Below are 15,840 nucleotides of genomic sequence, written 5' to 3' on the forward strand. Positions count from 1 at the left end.
TGAATCGCCCATACTTTTTCCATCCACTCGCACGCGAGAAACACCCATGTCTAACGAATGCCTAATTGCAGAATTCACGGATCCCAGCTCACTGGAAACAGCCTTGGAAGTCTTGCACAGGGCGGACTATGAACGAGATTCCTATTCAGTGGTGACGTCGGCAAACCAGGTCGATGACACCGTACTGGCCGACGCGAAAGACAAGACGCCAGCGTCTCCGCCGGCGGAGAAAACGATGGGAGCCTCGACGCTCGTTGGCGGCACACTCGGCGGCGTACTTGGTACGTCCACGATGATCGGACCGATGCTGGTCGCCGGCCCGCTAGCCGGAATGGCCGCAGGAGCCGCGGGCGGCAGTTTGTTAGCGGCAGTCGAATCATGGGGTGTGCGGAAAGACGTCGGGGACCAATACGAAAATCGTGTGGCCGGCGGCGCGAGCCTGATCATTGTCAACGGAGATGAAATGAAACTCTCGAATGCTGAACGGATGCTTCAAACCTGTGATCCGGAATCGTTGGAACGTTTCACGCAATAGCTACTCTTGGCGATGACCTGCACATCTCTGGAATGGCGTTTGCTTCCCTAACGACCAAGCCTTCGCCACTGGTCGGCGATCGACCCATTTCATGACCGCTCGTCGTTCACCCCGTCCAAATTCACTCGTCCAAATTCACGCGTCCAAATTCACTCATCCAAGGATCTCACCATGCCACGTTTACTCACACTTCTTTTAATTCCGTTGCTCTCTCTGTCGCAGACGTACGCCGATGACGATTTGTTCGGCGACGATGACGCCGCAACGGTGCGTGGTGACATACTGGAAGCCCGTGGCGAGTTGGCCGAGGGACTGGGGCGAGGTGCATTGCTTCGTTCGTTGTCGGCAAAGCAATTACAGAACGCGATCGACAAGCGGTTGAGCAATCGTGAAGAGCGGGTCGAGATGTATTACGACCTGAAAGACATGCGAGAGGAAGAGCTGGAAGAGGATCGCCTGTCCGCGTCCAAGCGTCGTGAGATCCAACGGGACAGCGCCCCGGATCGCCTAAATGAAAACCAGATCAATCGCGAAACCGGCGAGATCTATTGGCCATCGCCGCTCGATAGCCCCGCGTTGAAGCCTTACCGACGTCCAATCGAAGAGACGCTGGCGAAACGAAGCGAGAGCGGTGCGGTCTATCGCGAGTTTGATTTCCTGAAAGTCCACCGCATGATCAAGCGAATTGAAGAGGCGGTTGAGTCGATCGAAGACAGATTGGATGTCCGCGAGGTCGTCGCGTTGAAGAGTTACCTCGATCAAATCGACTATGAAGCTCGATTCAATAACGACGGTGAGCGAGTGGACTATTGATTCTGATTCGTTCACAGAGTCCAGTCAGCAATCTCGTAAGTGTTTACACCATGATCCGTAGTCTTTCTTTACTGCTTGTCCTATCGGCCTTGGCTTGCCCGGGTTTTGCTCAAGACGAAGCACCTACATCCGAAGATGTTGCTGCCGAGGTAACCGGTGACACCGAAGCGGCCGATGTCAATGTCGCGGACAAGGTCGAAGTCGATCCGGTCAACAGCGACGAGCGAATTGCGAATCGGCTTCGGGAAATCATGGAAGCAACGGGTTGGTTCGAATCGCCCACCGCCCGCGTTGATCGCGGTGTCGCTTTCCTGGAAGGCACCGTTGACTCGAAAAAACATCAAGCATGGGCCGAAGCGACCGCGATGAAAACGACCGATGTCGTGGCGGTCGTTAACCGCGTCAAGGTGGCCGAGCAGCCGTTGTGGAACTTCGCACCCGCGATGGAATCTTTGAAACAGCTTGGCCGCGAAACCGTGGGAATGTTGCCGCTGATCGTGATCGCATTGGTGATCGGAATCATGTCCTATTACCTCGCCGTTCTTTCCGCCAAGTTCACGCGTTGGCTAACATGCAACCGCATCGACAGCAAGCTGCTACGTCAAGTCGTGGGGAATGTCGTTGCGGTCGCTATTTTTATTCTCGGAATATACGTGGCGCTCCGAGTATCCGGGCTGACGCGATTGGCCGTCACGCTGCTGGGCGGTACCGGACTGGTCGGATTGGCACTTGGGTTTGCATTCCGTGACATCGCCGAGAATTACTTGGCCAGTATTCTGCTGTCGCTCAATCATCCGTTCCGAGTCGGCGACTTGATCGAGGTCGAAGGCGCGAAAGGATTTGTTCGTAAAGTCACAACGCGTGGGACCGTCCTCAACACGCTCGAAGGCAACCAACTTCAAATGCCCAACAGCACGGTCTACAAAGGCAAAATCATCAACTACACCGCCACGCCGCTTAGTCGCCGCGACTTCACGGTCGGCATCGGGTTTGATGATTCGATTGTCGAAGCTCAAGAAATCATCATGCGAGTTCTCGGCAACCATGAAGGGGTTTCGGACGATCCGGCCCCCGTCGTCATCGTGCAATCGCTTGGTTCGGCGACCGTCAACTTGCAAGTGCTGTATTGGTTCGATCAAACCAAACATTCGCCGCTGAAGGTCAGCAGCAGCGTGATTCGATTGGTCAAACAAGAATTGACCGATGCCAAGATCACGATGCCCGACGAGGCTCGTGAATTGGTGTTCCCGCAAGGTGTCCCGGTTCAAATGATCGAGTCTGCGATCCAGCCGACTGCTGAGAAGAAAATGCCGGTGACTTCTTCTGCGTCTGAACCCACCACGACGACCGGCGAAGGGAACTTAGAATCAGAGCAAGCCGAAGTCATGCGAGCGGCCGAGGATGATGAAACGGTCGCCGACGAGGCGAACCTGATCGCATGAGAGCTTACCTGCAGCAACTGATCTACCGTATCAAAGGCAGCTATTGGTTCATTCCGTCGTTGATGGTGATCGCCTCGATCGTGCTTTCGCAACTCGCCATTTGGACCGATCGTGAAATCGGTAACGAGTGGATGAAAGACTTTTGGTTCGCTTCGATGAACCAGCCCGATGGTGCACGTGCGTTACTGGCAACGGTCGCCGGTTCGATGATCACCGTCGCTGGCGTGACGTTTTCGCTAACCATTTTGGCGGTCTCGCACGCGACAGCGCACTTCGGGCCGCGTCTGCTGGACAACTTTATGCGAGACAAGGGCAACCAAGTCACGCTCGGAACGTTCGTCGCCACGTTCCTATATTGCTTGTTGGTGTTGCGAGTCATCCGCGGCGAAGGTTTACCGGGCGATGCGGGGCTAGACGTCAGTGCGTTTGTGCCTCAATTGTCGCTGCTGATCGCTCTGTTTTTGACCATCGCCAGCGTCGGTGAGTTGATCTACTTCATTCACCACGTCCCCGACAGCATCCATATCTCGACGGTGCTGCAGCGGTTGGCGGAAGACATGGATCGCAAGTTCGACGAACTGTATCCCGAAACCGTCGGTGAGCCGCTGCAAACCGAATCCGACGAAGACCCGCCGTCGTTTGAATTCGTTCATCACGTTCGTTCAAGCAGCAGCGGTTACTTGCAGGGCATCGATGACACTGACCTGCTGAAATTTGCAAAAACAAATGATGTCGTCATTCGGCTGCTGCGCCGCCCCGGTGATTTCCTTCGAGAAAAAGAACCGATCGCGGAAGTCACCAAGTTTGCGGACTGGAACGACAAGACCGCCGACAGCATTCGATACGGATTCACGATCGGATTTTCAAGGACGCCAACTCAGGACGTGTTTTTTATCCTCAACGAGTTCGTCGAAGTGGCAACGCGGGCGCTGTCACCTGGCGTCAACGATCCGTTCACGGCCATGCAGTGCATCGACTGGTTATCCGTCGGCTTGGTTCAACTCTCCCAAAGAAACTTACCACCGGTTCGCCGCGTCGATGGCAAAGGAAACGTGCGGATCATCACCACGCAGACCACTCATCAAGATTTCGTTGACGCCATGCTCGGGCAACTCATTCCGTATGCAAAAGACGACAAAAACGCTCGCAAGTATTTCGTCGATTCGATGCAAAAGGTCGTCGCGATTTCCGACAACATCGAACTGAATCATCTAATCAATGAACAGGTCCGCGAAATTCAACGACAAGAAAACTGAAACCACAGAGACACAGAGTTCGTGACCACAAATTAACTCTGTTTCCCTCGATGCATCTCTGTGCCCCTCTGTGACTCTGTGGTTCAAAACAACCATCGCCTCTGCGGTTCAAAACACCCATCGCCTCTGCGGTTCAAAACAACCGCCCGCCCAAATCCAATCCATGCGTCACTTCATCGTACTGTTCCTTCTACTTGCCACACCGCTGCACGCGCAGGACACAAACGATTCTGCCCCCGCAACGGACACCAACACCCCAGCCGAAACCATCGCCGTGGACGATGTGGCCGATGATTCGGCGATCCGCGACCGGCTGAAGAAAATTTACGGTGCCGCGAAAAATGCTGGATGGCTGACCGACACTGACGTCGTGTTGGACAGCGGCATTGTGACTCTGCAAGGCCAAGCCGACACCGACGAACATCGACAATGGGCCGAGAATGTTGCTCGTAAAACCGAAGATGTCGTGGCGGTCATCAATGAACTGACCATCAAGAGCGAGGTGGATTTGGAATCGACACGCCAAGTCGTCACCAAGTCGCTCGATTCACTCTGGACAGATTTCCTGATTCGATCACCGCTTTTGATCGCGGCGTTCGTATTGCTGGCCCTGACCAGCATTCTCGCCAAAGCGATTGGATGGTTGGTGCATCGACTGCTTGATAAACGCGGTATGCGAACCAGCTTGAAAGATCTGATTTACCAACTCACATCCATCGCGATTTGGATCGCCGGGCTCTTGGTCGCCACCGTCGTCGCGTTCCCCGGAATGACGCCGTCCAAAGCGCTGACGGTCCTGGGGCTGGGTTCAGTCGCGATCGGATTCGCGTTCAAAGACATTTTTGAAAACTTCTTCGCCGGCATTTTGATTCTTTGGCGTTACCCGTTTGATCGCGGCGACTTCATCACTTGCAGCGACCTGACCGGTGAAGTTCGCGAGATCACGATTCGTAACACGCTAATCCGCAAACTGGATGGCGAACTGGCCGTCGTTCCCAATGCAACCTTATTCAAAAACAACGTCGATGTGCTGACCAGCCAACCGCAGCGCCGTGTGCGGATCATCTGCGGTGTGGCGTATGACGAAGATGTTGATCAATCTCGCGAAGTCATTCGCGAAGCCGTGCAGTCTTGCGAATCTGTTCAAGGCAAACGGACTGTCGAAGTGTTCGCCAACGAGTTCGCTAGTTCCAGCGTCAATTTTGAGGTCGCATGGTGGACCGGATCAAAACCCACCGACATTCGCCGCAGCCGAGACGAAGTGGTCGGCGCGATCAAGCGACATTTGGACGAAGCTGGAATCGAAATCCCATTCCCGTATCGAACGCTTACCTTCAAGAACCCGTCGGATGAGCAAGTGTTTCAGTCCGTTCAGGAAAAGTCGAAAGGAACATGAATTGCTACATGGATTAACCACAAAGGTACGGAGGAACACAGAGAAATCCCCACAAACAGCCTCTGTGATTCACTGTGCTCTGTGACTTACTGTGGCTCTGTGGTTTAAAAAACGAGCATCAACAACTATGAAAACTGAAACACTCGCATCGAAAACGCTTTTAGTCTGTTCGATCACGGTCGCAGTGACCGCGTTTGTCGCCTTGTTGTTCATCGCCCGCAACTTGCTGCCGTTGATCTTTGGTTCGGTGTTGATCGCGGTCGTGCTGAACCGACTGGCTCGGAAAGTGGGCGGTGTCTTGCCCGCTTCCGTCTCTCGGCGAATTCGCGTCGGAGCCATCATGAGTGTGCTGGTGGTGATAGCCTTCATTGGCGTTTACGGGTTTGCAAATTCGGCCAGCGAACAAATCGTGCGACTGGCGGACCGAGTGGAATCGTCGGTCGAAGAGGTTTGGCAAGCCGCGAAAGACCAGCCATTGATCGAGCGATACCTTGATGGCGACGCCAAAGTTGGTTCGATCGTTCCGTCGTCAACCAAATCGCTGGGGCTGGCAACGAACTTTTTCGCAACAACGTTTGGTGGTTTGGCGGATTGTTTGATCCTGGTGGTTCTTGCAGCCTATTTTGCGTTCAGCCCTCATAATTACCGTGCGGGCGCGATCCGTTTGGTGCCGATCGGTTGGCGAGATCGCTTGTCGGACTTGATGAGTGAATCCAGCGAAACATTGTGGCGGTGGATGCTTGGTCGTCTGTTGGCGATGGCCATCGTCGGCATTCTGTTTGGCATTGGACTGGCGATCATCGGCATTCCAATGTCGGTCGAACTGGGAATCTTCGCCGGCTTGGTGACGTTTATCCCAAACATCGGCGGTCTGTTAGCCGTGGTGCCGGCGTTGTTGTTGGCAACGCAACAAGGATCGACTGCCGCGCTCAGTGTGCTGGCGTTGTACTTGGCGATCCAGTTTGTCGAAAGTTACTTGATCACACCGATGGTGCAACAACACCAAGTCGCGCTTCCACCCGCGATGGTTATCTTGGCACAAATCGTAGCCGGATTGATGTTCGGATTCTGGGGCATCGTATTCGCAACGCCAATGTTCGCGTTGGCGCTGTTGTGGGTAAAAGAGTTGTATGTGGAAGAATGGTTGGAGAGGGAAGAAAGTTAACCGCAGAGACACGGAAGGTCAAAGAGAAGCTCGGCCTTTAATTCCATCAGCAACTCTGTGATCCTCTGTTTCTCCGTGGTTGAAGTCTCCCTGGTTAAACTCCACGCCTACATCGACACGGACGCATTCACGCTCGCATCTGTCGCCGCTCTTTCGCCTTGCAAGTATGCCTTGCCAGCCTTGATCAGGTACTTCAACCCGGCGACGCCGCTGTTGTCCCAATACTCGCCTCGCTCGGGCACGATTTTCAGCAATACGATCGACGGATCGGACTTGCCGTCGGGAAACCAAACTTTCCACGCTTCGCTCCACAATTCCTCGATCATCGCTTGGTCGTCGACGACGCGGCATTCACCGGAGATCGTGACGAACTTACGAGAGCTTTGCATCGTGATGGCGACATCGCGGTCGAGCATGAGGTCGGCGATTTTTCCCGAATTGCGATCGCTGACAAACCACAACGCGCCTTCGTCCGTGGCCCTGGCGACCGCCATCGGACGTGCATCGAGCGCCCCGTCGTCGGTCTTGGTTACCAACATCGCGTTGTCGAAGTCTTGGATCAGGTCGATCAGTTTTTCTTGAGTATTCATGTGCTTTCTTTTTAGTAGAGAAATGGATTACGCAGTTACGCGGCCGCGCCGGGTGGCGATGGCCAGGACGAGGACCGATCCAAGGACCGAACCGATCCAGCCAGAGGCTTGAAAAGCCGAACCGCCAAAGATCAAAAATGCGAGGAAGCCGCCGACAAACGAACCGACGACGCCAAGCAGCATCGTTCGCAACAGCCCCAGGTCTTGACGACCTGGATAAACGAAACGAGCGATGGCTCCGACGATCAGGCCGAACAGCATCCAGCCGATGATTGGAATCAGCATGTGAGAATCTCCTTGGGGTTAGACCTTGGTTCAGTTTCGGTAGCGATCAGGATGTAGTGGATCTTGCTAAAGATCCTTTTTGCCGAGGGATCTTTAACAAGATCCACTACGAAGGCGCTTCGGCTAACGCTTTACGCTTCCTGAGCCTGCACCATCCAAAGGTGCTTCTCCATCGGACCTGAAATCGCGATCAACATGTCTTCGGTGACAGGGTCCAGGTCACCGAGCTTTTCGATGGCGGATCGCAGATGCTCGATCGTTGTCTTCATCGCATCGGCGACACGAGTGATCGTTTCCTGCACGTCCACAAAGTCGCGTGGGTAAGCATCCACGTCGCTGTTTTCTGCAACCGTCGATGATCGTCCATCGGCAGCGACTCCCAACGCCGAAATTCGTTCGGCAACTTCGTCGCTCGCGTCCCGCGTGGTGGCAATGATTTCATCAAGCTGCAGGTGAATGCTGCGGAAGTTTGGCCCAAAGACATTCCAGTGAGCTTGCTTGAGCAGCAAGGCGAGGTCGATCAGGTTGGTCAGGTTTTGTTGCAATAGCGACGTGACTTGTTCGTTGGTGTCGCTTTCAAGAATCGCACGTTTGAATTGGGTTTGAGTGGCAGTAGCCATGTTCTTGTCCTTTAAGGTGTAAAGAAATGTTGAGAGTTGTTGGCTTACTTGCTCAAGTAAGCATCACGATAGCCGGATGCGGCGAGCGGAGTTGCTGCCTCGAAACCGCCATCGACGGGCCAACGAACACCGGTCACGAAACCGGCTTCGTCGCTGGCCAAGAACCGGATCACCGAGGCGATTTCCTGGGGGTGTCCCGTGCGGCGAATTGGAATCGCCGGACGTTTGGTGTCGTCGTAGTGGGAAGGTTCCATGTCGTTCATCGGGGTCGCGATCTCGCCGGGCGCGACCGCGTTGACGGTGATGTTCAGCGGCGACAGGTCCAGTGCCAAGCACTTTACGAGTCCCCCGAGTGCGTGCTTGGTCATCGTGTAAAGCGTGTCGCCGGGATTGGCGATCACTTCGTGAACGCTGGTCACGACAATGACTCGTCCCGGCGTTTCGCGGGCTTCGCCGTCCATCCCGCCGGGCAACATGTGATGCACCGCACGCTGGATGACCTGAATCGCGCCGAACGTGTTGATGTTAAAGATCCGATTGGTGGTTTCCCGATCAATGTTGGGCATCTTTTGATCGACCATCACACCCGCGTTACTAACCACCACGTCCAAGCCACCCAATTCGTCGACCATTTCATCCACGCACGGGTTCGCGGTTTCGGGGTGAGTCAGGTCCAGCTTTTTGACGACGCATCGTCGCCCTTCTGCTTCGACCATCTGTTGGGTTTGTTTCGCTTCTTGATCGCCGGTCGCGTAGGTGATGGCGACGTCGTATCCCGACTTTGCCATTGCGATCGCGGTTGCGCGGCCGATTCCAGTGCTGCCGCCGGTAATGATTGTTTTCAGTGCCACAGTGTTTTCCTGTTGAGTTGTTTGGTTTGGATGCTTGAGCGAACCGCGCTAAGCGTCGCTGAGTTCGGATTCACCCTTGAGCACTTGGTCGCCGTCTGCCTGTTCGACCAGATACGCCGGTTCGTCTTCGGTGGCGTTGCGAGTCACGTCGTTGCCCTTGATCGTCTTGGTCACCTTTTCTTTGAACGACTCCTTGATCTGGCCCTCGCCGGTCCCGCTTCCGTAGTTCCACTTGACGTACTGATTGACCTGAAATTTCTGTGCCATGATGAGTCCGAATGAAAGAGGAATGTTTGGTCGCTTGCGTCTAATGAGATAGACGAAGCAAACAACGGACCAAAGCAGCAGCCGAATTGGCTTAATAAATGCGGCGAAGATTCACTCGACGTCAATGATCGCATTTCCACCTCCGACAATCGGATCAACATTCATGGCTGAAAACAAGAAAGATACCGCTCCGCTGAACCACACTCCCTGCAATCAATGCGGAAAGCCCGTCGACGATCGCGCGCCAGCGTGTCCGAATTGCGGCGGAAAGATCTACGTCGAACACCCCGCCGACATCACACCGACAAAGCACGAGCAAATTCCGATGAACAAGAGAAACTTGTAGCTGAAGGCGAACTGGCAGAATACAGTTCAAGATGGTCAATCATCGACCTTCAGTGTTGCGTGGATGTGACAAGCACACTGTTTGCGTGACAGAATTTGCAAGCCGATTCAATTCACATCCTTCCAACTCTTTTCAACGACGCAGAGGCATCTCCTATGACCGGCATCTTGAACGACACCCAAGAAGAAACCTACCAGCAGTTCAAAGAGCTAGTGAACATGCAGCCACAAGAGCTGGCCGACTGGCTCGAAACGGATCAGTCCAAATCTGTTGGTCACGTTCGCGATGGAGAAGACGAATCGGTTGGTCATCAATCCGGCGAAATCGCCGATACCGATTGGTGTTACAGCCTCAAAAATTGGGGACATGATCCAACGCCGTGAAGAGTTTTGGTCCCGGAAAACACGTGTTAGTTCGTTTAACCGCGTGGGCATCGCCCCGCGCGTCCATGCGGGGCAAAACGCGCGGGGCGATGCCCACGCGGTTAAACAGTTTAAAAACTCTTCACGGCTTTGGACATGATCCCACCAAATGATCCGCGACCACACCGTTTTTCTGCCGCTACCGCCGCACCGCAAGAAATCTCATGCGTTCCATCTATCTCCTCGTGTTTCTGATCCAGTCCCTCGTAGTCGGCGACTTGATCGCGAAAGAACCAAGTCATGACAACCGGGTGATTCGCAACGTCGAGTCCGCGATCGTTGCACAGACTAACTCATTTCGTGAGGACAACGGGCTAGAGCCGGTTTCGACCGACCAGCAACTGATCGAGACCGCTTCCAAGTTCGCCAAATTCATGGCCGAAACAGGAAAGTATGGGCACCGCGCCGACGGACGATCGCCGGCCGGCCGCGCGAAAGCGTCCGGCTATCGATACTGCGTCGTTCGTGAAAACATCGCCTACCGCACCAACACCGGCGAAGTCACCGCCGACGATTTGACCAAAGTGTTTATGCAGGGCTGGATCGAATCGCCGCCACATCGCGAAAACATGCTGGCCGATTACGTCACGGAAACCGGTGTTGCCGTCGCGACAACCGACGGCGTCACGTATTACGCCGTGCAACTTTTCGGCCGCCCCAAGTCCGCTGCGATTGAGCTTGAAGTGACCAATAAATCAAGCGACGCCAAGGCGCTAGAAATCACGCCCAACGATAGCGAAGATACGGTCGAACTACCGCCACGAGCCGTCATTCGCATGAAACGCTGCTTCCCGATCACAATTCAAGTGCAGGGAAGTGACAATGAAATGGCAGTCACCCAATCAACGCATTTACTGATCACTAATGATGGCGTCGAAAATCTCTAACGTCCTGCTGTCTGTTCTCTTTATCGTCGCCGGTGTCAATCACTTCGTGTCGCCGGAGGTCTACTTGATGATCATGCCGCCGTACTTGCCCTGGCCGCTGGCTTTGGTTTATTTGTCAGGGTTCTTCGAGGTGGTCGGTGGAGTTGGCGTTGCGATACCAGGGTTGCGACGAGCGGCGGGCTGGGGGCTAATTGCACTGTTGGTCGCCGTGCTGCCGGCAAACGTTCACATGTTGACGCACGCGGATCAGTTCCCTGATATCCCTTACTTGGCATTGGTCGTTCGATTACCGCTTCAAGCGTTGCTGATCGCTTGGGTCTGGTGGGTCACGGTGAAGCAGCGGGATGATTGCCCACAGATGGAGAATAAATTGTGAGTGAACTGACGCAAGTGTTGTTGCTGACGACGATGGCTGGTGCGGCCATTCCGATCGGCGGTGCGATCGCGATGATCGAGAGAATTTCGCCGCAATGGATTGAAGAAGAGTTCCGTCACAGTGTGATCGCATTCGGCGGCGGCGTGCTGATCTCGGCTGTCGCGTTGGTGTTGGTACCCGATGGCGTGAAAGAACTTTCACTGGGATGGATCATCACCGCGTTCGTTGTTGGCGCGGTCGCATTTTGGGGTCTGGAAACACTGCTAGCCCGATCGAAAAGTTCAATCGCTCAGTTAGTGGCAATGCTATCCGACTTTATTCCTGAGGCGATTGCACTGGGGGCAGCGTTCGCACACGGTGAATCGACCGGGGCTTTGCTGGCCGTGTTAATCGGGTTGCAAAACTTGCCGGAAGGCTTCAATGCGTTTCGTGAGCTCAAAGCGAGCGGAGATTTTGGCGGCATCAAAATTGTGTTGCTACTTTCCGCCTGCGTCCCACTGGGACCGCTGGCCGGTTGGGTCGGATATCAACATCTGTCAGCGTACCCAAGAATCATCAGCTTCATCATGCTCTTTGCCGCCAGCGGCATCTTGTACCTCACCTTCCAAGATCTCGCTCCTCAATCCAAAAGCGAGAATCAAAGAGCACCCGCAATCGGTGCTGTCCTCGGCTTCTTGCTAGGCGTCATCGGCCAAGTCTTGCTCGACGGTTGAACTTTGTTATCACTGAAAGATTACCACCGAAGTATCATCACCGAAGACGCGATAGCCCGGGACGGTTGGACGCCATGACGTAGATGCCATACAGAACGCCGGGGACGAAACCTAGCAGCGTCAATCCGCAGCTAATCCAAAAGTGCCGGTCGATGCCGAATTGAAGATAAACGGCAGCGGGTGGAAGTAGAAAGACGAGTAACAGGCGAATAAAATCCATTGTGTTTTCCGTGGTTAAGTGATGTTGTTATGGAACTGTCTCGAACAAGTTCCGTATGTTGCGTTCTCTGTCGTAGCTGGGCCCGCCAGGGTTCAGTTCGGCAAACCCTCTTGATGGACTGAACCCTGGCAAGCCCAGCTACGGGAAAACCGGAAACGTGTTTCGGACAATTCCTAACCAATGCGGACCAGTGATTTGCCTAGGTTGTCGCCGTCGAACAGACCCATGAAAGCGGCAGGGGCGTTTTCGAGTCCGTCGGTGATGGTTTCTTCCCAGACGATCTTGCCGCCCTTCACCAGCGGAGCCATGTCGGCGATAAATTCGTTTTGATCATCCATGTGGTCGCGGACGATGAAGCCTTGCATGCGAATTCGTTTGCCGATCACCTTGAACAGGTTTCGCGGTGCAGCCGGTGGGGTGGTGGCGTTGTAACTGGCGATCATGCCGCATTCAACGCAGACGCCAAAGTCGTTCATGGTGTCGAGCGCCGCTTCCAAATGATCGCTGCCAACGTTGTCAAAGTAAACGTCGATGCCGCCTGGGGCGTGATCGTGCAGTGCGGCAGTGAGGTCGTCGGTTTGCTTGTAGTTGATGACCGCGTCGATGCCGGCTTTGTCTTTTAACCACTGAATCTTCTCGGGTTTGCCGGCACTGCCGATGACGCGACAGTCCTTCGCTTTGGCGAGCTGGCACACGATACTGCCAACCGCGCCCGATGCGGCGGAGACAAACACGGTGCTGCCAGCTTTCAACTTGGCGATCTTGTTTAAACCCACCCAAGCGGTCATGCCCGTCATGCCGAGCGCACCAAGATACGATTGGATCGGTGCCAGGTTTGGATCGACGACGGTGACACCTTCGCCGCTGGATTTCCAATGCTCGCGCCAACCGAGATTACCAAGGACGTAATCGCCTTCGCTAAAGTCATTGCTTCGCGACTCAATGACCTTCCCAATGCAACCTCCTTCAAGCGGCTCGTCGATTTTGAACGCCGGCACGTAACTATCGCCTTCCTTCATCCGACCCCGCATGTAAGGATCGACCGACATCCACTGGTTCTTAACCAAGAACTCACCGTCGTTGATCGGGGAAAGTTCGGCCGTCGTTTGTTTAAAGTTGTCGGCCGATGGTTTACCGTCGGGCCGTGACGCGAGCACGATTTGCTTGGACTTGGTCGCTTGCGATGTTTGGGTGGTCATAAGGACTCCTGAGTGTTGAACATTTGTCGGGACGTCGTTTGCTTTACTTTGAACGAGGTTCTTGTTGCTGGGTTCCAGGACGCTCGATTGCGATACCCTGCGACCGTACTGGATTACGCTTTCTGCAGTTTGCCGACCAGCTTTCGAGTCGCGAAACGGGGCAGGAAACCGACGCTGGTGACCATCAATCGGTTTTGCCAACCGGGGATCACGACGTCTTGATTGTTTTGGTATCCGTCGTAGCCAGCCTTGGCGACGGCTTCGGCCGACATCGCTGCGGATTTAAAAAAATCGAACTTGCCCATTCCTGAATCTTCACCGAACCCAGTTTCTGTTGGACCAGGGGCGAGGACAGTCGCGTGGATTCCGGTACCGGAAAGTTCTTCGCGAAGTCCTTCGGTGAACGATAACACGTACGCTTTGGTGGCGTAGTAAACCGACATATTGGGACCAGCTTGATAGGCCGCCGTGCTGCCGACGTTCAGGATTCCGCCACGCCCACTGGCGATCATGCCCGGCAAGAGTTGCCGCGTCAATCGAGTCAGGGCAACGACGTTGACCATGACCATATCGGTTTGCCGATCGGCGGACAATTCAGCAAACTTGCCGAGCGCGCCGAAGCCAGCGTTGTTGACAAGTGTGTCGATGGTCAGCGAACGTTGCGAGATCTGATCGCACAGTTCATCGACCGCGTCTGGCTTAGACAGATCGCTGGCGATGACGGTCGCTGCGATCGAATAAGCCTGACGAAGACGGTCCGCCAACTCGTTCAACTTATCTTCGCTTCGAGCAACCAAGACAACATCGTCGCCACCGCCCGCGAACAGTTCAGCGAGTTCGAGGCCGATGCCCGACGAGGCTCCGGTAATCAGTGCGGTTGCCATCTTAGCTGATCGTCCCGCGTCGGCCGAAAATCAAACTCAGCACGAATAGCACCAGGAAGACGACGAACAGGATCTGCGCGATCGAAGCCGCGCCACTGGCGATCCCGCCGAATCCAAAGACGCCTGCGATTAACGCGACAATAAAAAAGACTGCTGCCCAATAAAGCATGGTTGTTCCCTCGTGTGTGATTGATGGTTGTTGCGTGAGATTGATAGTAGTTGCGTTGCGGTTCGTGAACCGGAACGCGACAGTTCGACTAAGACCAGAACCGATGTGCTCGCACTCGGCTCTGCTTGTTTGATCGGCCCTACTTGATTGACCGATGCATACCGTGTGCCAATGAAGTTTTCCGCTCGATCAGCAAAGCCATTATCAAAGCCACCAGCAAAGCCACGGGTTGCGAATGGTCGCTGCCAGACCTGGTTGATCGCTGAGCATCCAGAGCGGTGTGCTGTAAATAAATCTGCGAACAGCACTAGGCTAACGAAAGCTCAATGCCAAAAGCCCAATGCCGGAGCAGTGGCATGGATTTCGCTCACTTCATCAATCTTGCAATCAAGACAAGACGCACCTCCACAATCAAGGAAGCCCGAATGGCTGACAAAACCAATCCTCAGATTGAAGAAACACTCGATCAACTCGCCGAGTTGGTCTGTCGATCGCTTAGCGGAGAAGAAAACCAGCTTACCGAACGCCGCGACGGGTTGTTGAAAACGCTCGTTATGAGTGGTTACGTTTGGAAGGCCGATGAGACGGTCATGCAACAAGTCGAAGAACGCGTGAAAAATCAGTGCGTTGAACCGTCGATGCATCGCGGTGGAGCCTTGTCGTCAATGACCAGCAAACTGAACACAAGGTTCCAAGAGATTTCACGCTGGGAATCCAAGACGCCAACGGAATCCAAGTCGATGGAAAACGATTCGCCTCCCAAAGCAGCCAACATCAGTTCGGCGACAGACGCTTAGCATCGCCACCGCCGTCGTCCTGGCCAACTTCACCATGGAGTGTCGAAACCTAGTTGTTTTTAGCGACCAACTTATTTCCGAAGGCTCTGTGGACCGTTGGAAAACATCGAATGTCGAGCAAGGATTTTCCAAAGAGGAAGTCCGGGACATGTGCGAACAAAAAGTTCAACATTCGAGATTCCTTGTTCGGTGTTCGACTCGGTGTTGGACATTGATTTCCGCTGAGAAACTCGCCTTCGGCCTGGAAAGTGCTCAAAGAACTCTGGCGCACGCTTCTGTCGGATGAGCCATTTTGTTAGCGTTTCATTAGTGTCCATTAGCGGTTCAAATTCACAAAAAGATCAGTTGTCGGCCTGAAAAAGGGGTTGGGAACGAGCGGGGAATAAGTGTCACCTTTCGCAGGGGACGTCGTATCAATGACTGCCGGATTGGTGTCGTCACTCATCCCGAGGGAAATCGAACAAGCAAATGCAAATTGTCGTTGATCGATCCGCGATCATAACGTTCGGGAATAGTCCCGGAGGGACGGCAGCTCTCTGCCGGGGATGTAAATCCCCGGATGGCAGCGTTATCTCTCACTAATTCTCTGGCTCGGTTTCGCGGCTAC

At 54.2% G+C, this 15,840-nt stretch carries 21 protein-coding genes; 12 read left to right on the forward strand and 9 right to left on the reverse strand.

Features of this window, described 5'->3' with window-relative positions:
• Window positions 1–46 precede the first annotated feature (46 nt).
• The 6 genes from RC85_RS16835 (at window position 47) to RC85_RS16860 (ending at window position 6,607) form a co-directional block, all read left to right on the forward strand.
• Entirely contained in the window at window positions 47–535 is a 489-nt protein-coding gene (locus tag RC85_RS16835; protein ID WP_068264963.1) for a DUF1269 domain-containing protein, read from the forward strand.
• Between the two features lie 171 nt (window positions 536–706).
• Window positions 707–1,348 (forward strand): hypothetical protein, encoded by a 642-nt coding sequence (locus tag RC85_RS16840; protein WP_068264918.1) that lies wholly within the window; start codon window positions 707–709, stop codon window positions 1,346–1,348.
• A 50-nt stretch (window positions 1,349–1,398) separates the two neighbouring features.
• Window positions 1,399–2,790, forward strand: coding sequence for a mechanosensitive ion channel family protein (locus tag RC85_RS16845; RefSeq protein WP_068264965.1), 1,392 nt, complete (start codon window positions 1,399–1,401; stop codon window positions 2,788–2,790).
• The gene (locus tag RC85_RS16850) at window positions 2,787–4,046 is read left to right on the forward strand and encodes a DUF2254 domain-containing protein (RefSeq protein ID WP_068264920.1); all 1,260 of its coding nucleotides are present in this window, start codon (window positions 2,787–2,789) and stop codon (window positions 4,044–4,046) included. The genes RC85_RS16845 and RC85_RS16850 overlap by 4 nt, the downstream gene beginning before the upstream one ends.
• 163 nt (window positions 4,047–4,209) lie before the next feature.
• Complete coding sequence (locus RC85_RS16855; RefSeq protein ID WP_068264922.1) at window positions 4,210–5,442, forward strand: mechanosensitive ion channel domain-containing protein; 1,233 nt, start codon at window positions 4,210–4,212, stop codon at window positions 5,440–5,442.
• A 127-nt stretch (window positions 5,443–5,569) separates the two neighbouring features.
• Window positions 5,570–6,607 carry an AI-2E family transporter gene (locus tag RC85_RS16860; RefSeq protein WP_068264924.1) on the forward strand — a complete coding sequence of 346 codons (1,038 nt, stop codon included), beginning with the start codon at window positions 5,570–5,572 and terminating at the stop codon, window positions 6,605–6,607.
• Window positions 6,608–6,714: 107 nt separating this feature from the next.
• On the opposite strand, the gene RC85_RS16865 is transcribed toward RC85_RS16860, so the two are convergent.
• From RC85_RS16865 to RC85_RS16885, 5 genes are all read right to left on the reverse strand, one after another.
• Entirely contained in the window at window positions 6,715–7,197 is a 483-nt protein-coding gene (locus RC85_RS16865) for a pyridoxamine 5'-phosphate oxidase family protein (RefSeq protein ID WP_068264926.1), read from the reverse strand.
• Window positions 7,198–7,224: 27 nt separating this feature from the next.
• Window positions 7,225–7,482: a GlsB/YeaQ/YmgE family stress response membrane protein gene (locus RC85_RS16870; protein ID WP_068264928.1), complete on the reverse strand. Its 258-nt coding sequence runs from the start codon at window positions 7,480–7,482 to the stop codon at window positions 7,225–7,227.
• Between the two features lie 131 nt (window positions 7,483–7,613).
• Window positions 7,614–8,102, reverse strand: coding sequence for a DNA starvation/stationary phase protection protein Dps (dps, locus tag RC85_RS16875; RefSeq protein ID WP_068264930.1), 489 nt, complete (start codon window positions 8,100–8,102; stop codon window positions 7,614–7,616).
• A 44-nt stretch (window positions 8,103–8,146) separates the two neighbouring features.
• On the reverse strand, window positions 8,147–8,953 hold the full coding sequence (locus tag RC85_RS16880) for an SDR family oxidoreductase (RefSeq protein ID WP_068264932.1): 807 nt from the start codon (window positions 8,951–8,953) through the stop codon (window positions 8,147–8,149).
• A gap of 48 nt (window positions 8,954–9,001) precedes the next feature.
• Complete coding sequence (locus tag RC85_RS16885; protein WP_068264934.1) at window positions 9,002–9,220, reverse strand: hypervirulence associated TUDOR domain-containing protein; 219 nt, start codon at window positions 9,218–9,220, stop codon at window positions 9,002–9,004.
• Between the two features lie 163 nt (window positions 9,221–9,383).
• Here RC85_RS16885 and RC85_RS16890 point away from each other — a divergent pair, with 163 nt between their 5' ends.
• From RC85_RS16890 to RC85_RS16910, 5 genes are all read left to right on the forward strand, one after another.
• Window positions 9,384–9,566, forward strand: a complete 183-nt coding sequence (locus tag RC85_RS16890) for a zinc ribbon domain-containing protein (protein ID WP_068264967.1) — start codon at window positions 9,384–9,386, stop codon at window positions 9,564–9,566.
• Window positions 9,567–9,721: 155 nt separating this feature from the next.
• On the forward strand, window positions 9,722–9,949 hold the full coding sequence (locus RC85_RS16895) for a DUF3140 domain-containing protein (protein WP_068264936.1): 228 nt from the start codon (window positions 9,722–9,724) through the stop codon (window positions 9,947–9,949).
• 203 nt (window positions 9,950–10,152) lie between these two features.
• Window positions 10,153–10,875, forward strand: a complete 723-nt coding sequence (locus RC85_RS16900; RefSeq protein ID WP_068264937.1) for a CAP domain-containing protein — start codon at window positions 10,153–10,155, stop codon at window positions 10,873–10,875.
• Entirely contained in the window at window positions 10,853–11,251 is a 399-nt protein-coding gene (locus RC85_RS16905; protein WP_149752927.1) for a DoxX family protein, read from the forward strand. The genes RC85_RS16900 and RC85_RS16905 overlap by 23 nt, the downstream gene beginning before the upstream one ends.
• Complete coding sequence (locus RC85_RS16910; RefSeq protein WP_068264941.1) at window positions 11,248–11,964, forward strand: ZIP family metal transporter; 717 nt, start codon at window positions 11,248–11,250, stop codon at window positions 11,962–11,964. Before RC85_RS16905 ends, RC85_RS16910 begins: the two co-directional genes overlap by 4 nt.
• 37 nt (window positions 11,965–12,001) lie before the next feature.
• Here the strand turns inward: RC85_RS16910 and RC85_RS16915 are convergent, their stop codons facing one another.
• The 4 genes from RC85_RS16915 to RC85_RS16930 all read right to left on the reverse strand — a co-directional run bounded on the left by RC85_RS16915 (window position 12,002) and on the right by RC85_RS16930 (window position 14,436).
• Complete coding sequence (locus tag RC85_RS16915; protein WP_068264942.1) at window positions 12,002–12,184, reverse strand: YqaE/Pmp3 family membrane protein; 183 nt, start codon at window positions 12,182–12,184, stop codon at window positions 12,002–12,004.
• A 173-nt stretch (window positions 12,185–12,357) separates the two neighbouring features.
• Window positions 12,358–13,383, reverse strand: a complete 1,026-nt coding sequence (locus tag RC85_RS16920) for an NADP-dependent oxidoreductase (RefSeq protein WP_068264944.1) — start codon at window positions 13,381–13,383, stop codon at window positions 12,358–12,360.
• A 113-nt stretch (window positions 13,384–13,496) separates the two neighbouring features.
• Window positions 13,497–14,267 carry an SDR family NAD(P)-dependent oxidoreductase gene (locus RC85_RS16925; protein WP_068264946.1) on the reverse strand — a complete coding sequence of 257 codons (771 nt, stop codon included), beginning with the start codon at window positions 14,265–14,267 and terminating at the stop codon, window positions 13,497–13,499.
• Window position 14,268: 1 nt separating this feature from the next.
• Complete coding sequence (locus RC85_RS16930; RefSeq protein ID WP_068264948.1) at window positions 14,269–14,436, reverse strand: DUF1328 domain-containing protein; 168 nt, start codon at window positions 14,434–14,436, stop codon at window positions 14,269–14,271.
• Window positions 14,437–14,762: 326 nt separating this feature from the next.
• On the opposite strand from RC85_RS16930, the gene RC85_RS16935 reads away from it, so the two are divergent.
• A complete protein-coding gene (locus tag RC85_RS16935; RefSeq protein ID WP_238383143.1) occupies window positions 14,763–15,233 on the forward strand; it encodes a hypothetical protein in 471 nt (156 codons plus the stop codon).
• The last annotated feature ends 607 nt before the right edge of the window (window positions 15,234–15,840 follow it).

Origin of the sequence: Rubripirellula obstinata (assembly GCF_001642955.1) — a bacterium.
Classification (GTDB): Bacteria; Planctomycetota; Planctomycetia; order Pirellulales; family Pirellulaceae; genus Rubripirellula; species Rubripirellula obstinata.

Excerpts from the sequence above, each read along its gene's own strand:
- RC85_RS16865 (WP_068264926.1), bottom strand. The coding sequence starts at position 7,197 with ATGAATACTCAAGAAAAACTGATCGACCTGATCCAAGACTTCGACAAC.
- RC85_RS16870 (WP_068264928.1), bottom strand. The coding sequence starts at position 7,482 with ATGCTGATTCCAATCATCGGCTGGATGCTGTTCGGCCTGATCGTCGGA.
- RC85_RS16850 (WP_068264920.1), top strand. The coding sequence starts at position 2,787 with ATGAGAGCTTACCTGCAGCAACTGATCTACCGTATCAAAGGCAGCTAT.
- RC85_RS16905 (WP_149752927.1), top strand. The coding sequence starts at position 10,853 with ATGATGGCGTCGAAAATCTCTAACGTCCTGCTGTCTGTTCTCTTTATC.
- RC85_RS16920 (WP_068264944.1), bottom strand. The coding sequence starts at position 13,383 with ATGACCACCCAAACATCGCAAGCGACCAAGTCCAAGCAAATCGTGCTC.
- RC85_RS16855 (WP_068264922.1), top strand. The coding sequence starts at position 4,210 with ATGCGTCACTTCATCGTACTGTTCCTTCTACTTGCCACACCGCTGCAC.
- RC85_RS16845 (WP_068264965.1), top strand. The coding sequence starts at position 1,399 with ATGATCCGTAGTCTTTCTTTACTGCTTGTCCTATCGGCCTTGGCTTGC.
- RC85_RS16835 (WP_068264963.1), top strand. The coding sequence starts at position 47 with ATGTCTAACGAATGCCTAATTGCAGAATTCACGGATCCCAGCTCACTG.
- RC85_RS16860 (WP_068264924.1), top strand. The coding sequence starts at position 5,570 with ATGAAAACTGAAACACTCGCATCGAAAACGCTTTTAGTCTGTTCGATC.
- RC85_RS16925 (WP_068264946.1), bottom strand. The coding sequence starts at position 14,267 with ATGGCAACCGCACTGATTACCGGAGCCTCGTCGGGCATCGGCCTCGAA.
- RC85_RS16930 (WP_068264948.1), bottom strand. The coding sequence starts at position 14,436 with ATGCTTTATTGGGCAGCAGTCTTTTTTATTGTCGCGTTAATCGCAGGC.
- RC85_RS16900 (WP_068264937.1), top strand. The coding sequence starts at position 10,153 with ATGCGTTCCATCTATCTCCTCGTGTTTCTGATCCAGTCCCTCGTAGTC.
- RC85_RS16895 (WP_068264936.1), top strand. The coding sequence starts at position 9,722 with ATGACCGGCATCTTGAACGACACCCAAGAAGAAACCTACCAGCAGTTC.
- RC85_RS16935 (WP_238383143.1), top strand. The coding sequence starts at position 14,763 with ATGCCAAAAGCCCAATGCCGGAGCAGTGGCATGGATTTCGCTCACTTC.
- RC85_RS16885 (WP_068264934.1), bottom strand. The coding sequence starts at position 9,220 with ATGGCACAGAAATTTCAGGTCAATCAGTACGTCAAGTGGAACTACGGA.
- dps (WP_068264930.1), bottom strand. The coding sequence starts at position 8,102 with ATGGCTACTGCCACTCAAACCCAATTCAAACGTGCGATTCTTGAAAGC.
- RC85_RS16915 (WP_068264942.1), bottom strand. The coding sequence starts at position 12,184 with ATGGATTTTATTCGCCTGTTACTCGTCTTTCTACTTCCACCCGCTGCC.
- RC85_RS16840 (WP_068264918.1), top strand. The coding sequence starts at position 707 with ATGCCACGTTTACTCACACTTCTTTTAATTCCGTTGCTCTCTCTGTCG.
- RC85_RS16890 (WP_068264967.1), top strand. The coding sequence starts at position 9,384 with ATGGCTGAAAACAAGAAAGATACCGCTCCGCTGAACCACACTCCCTGC.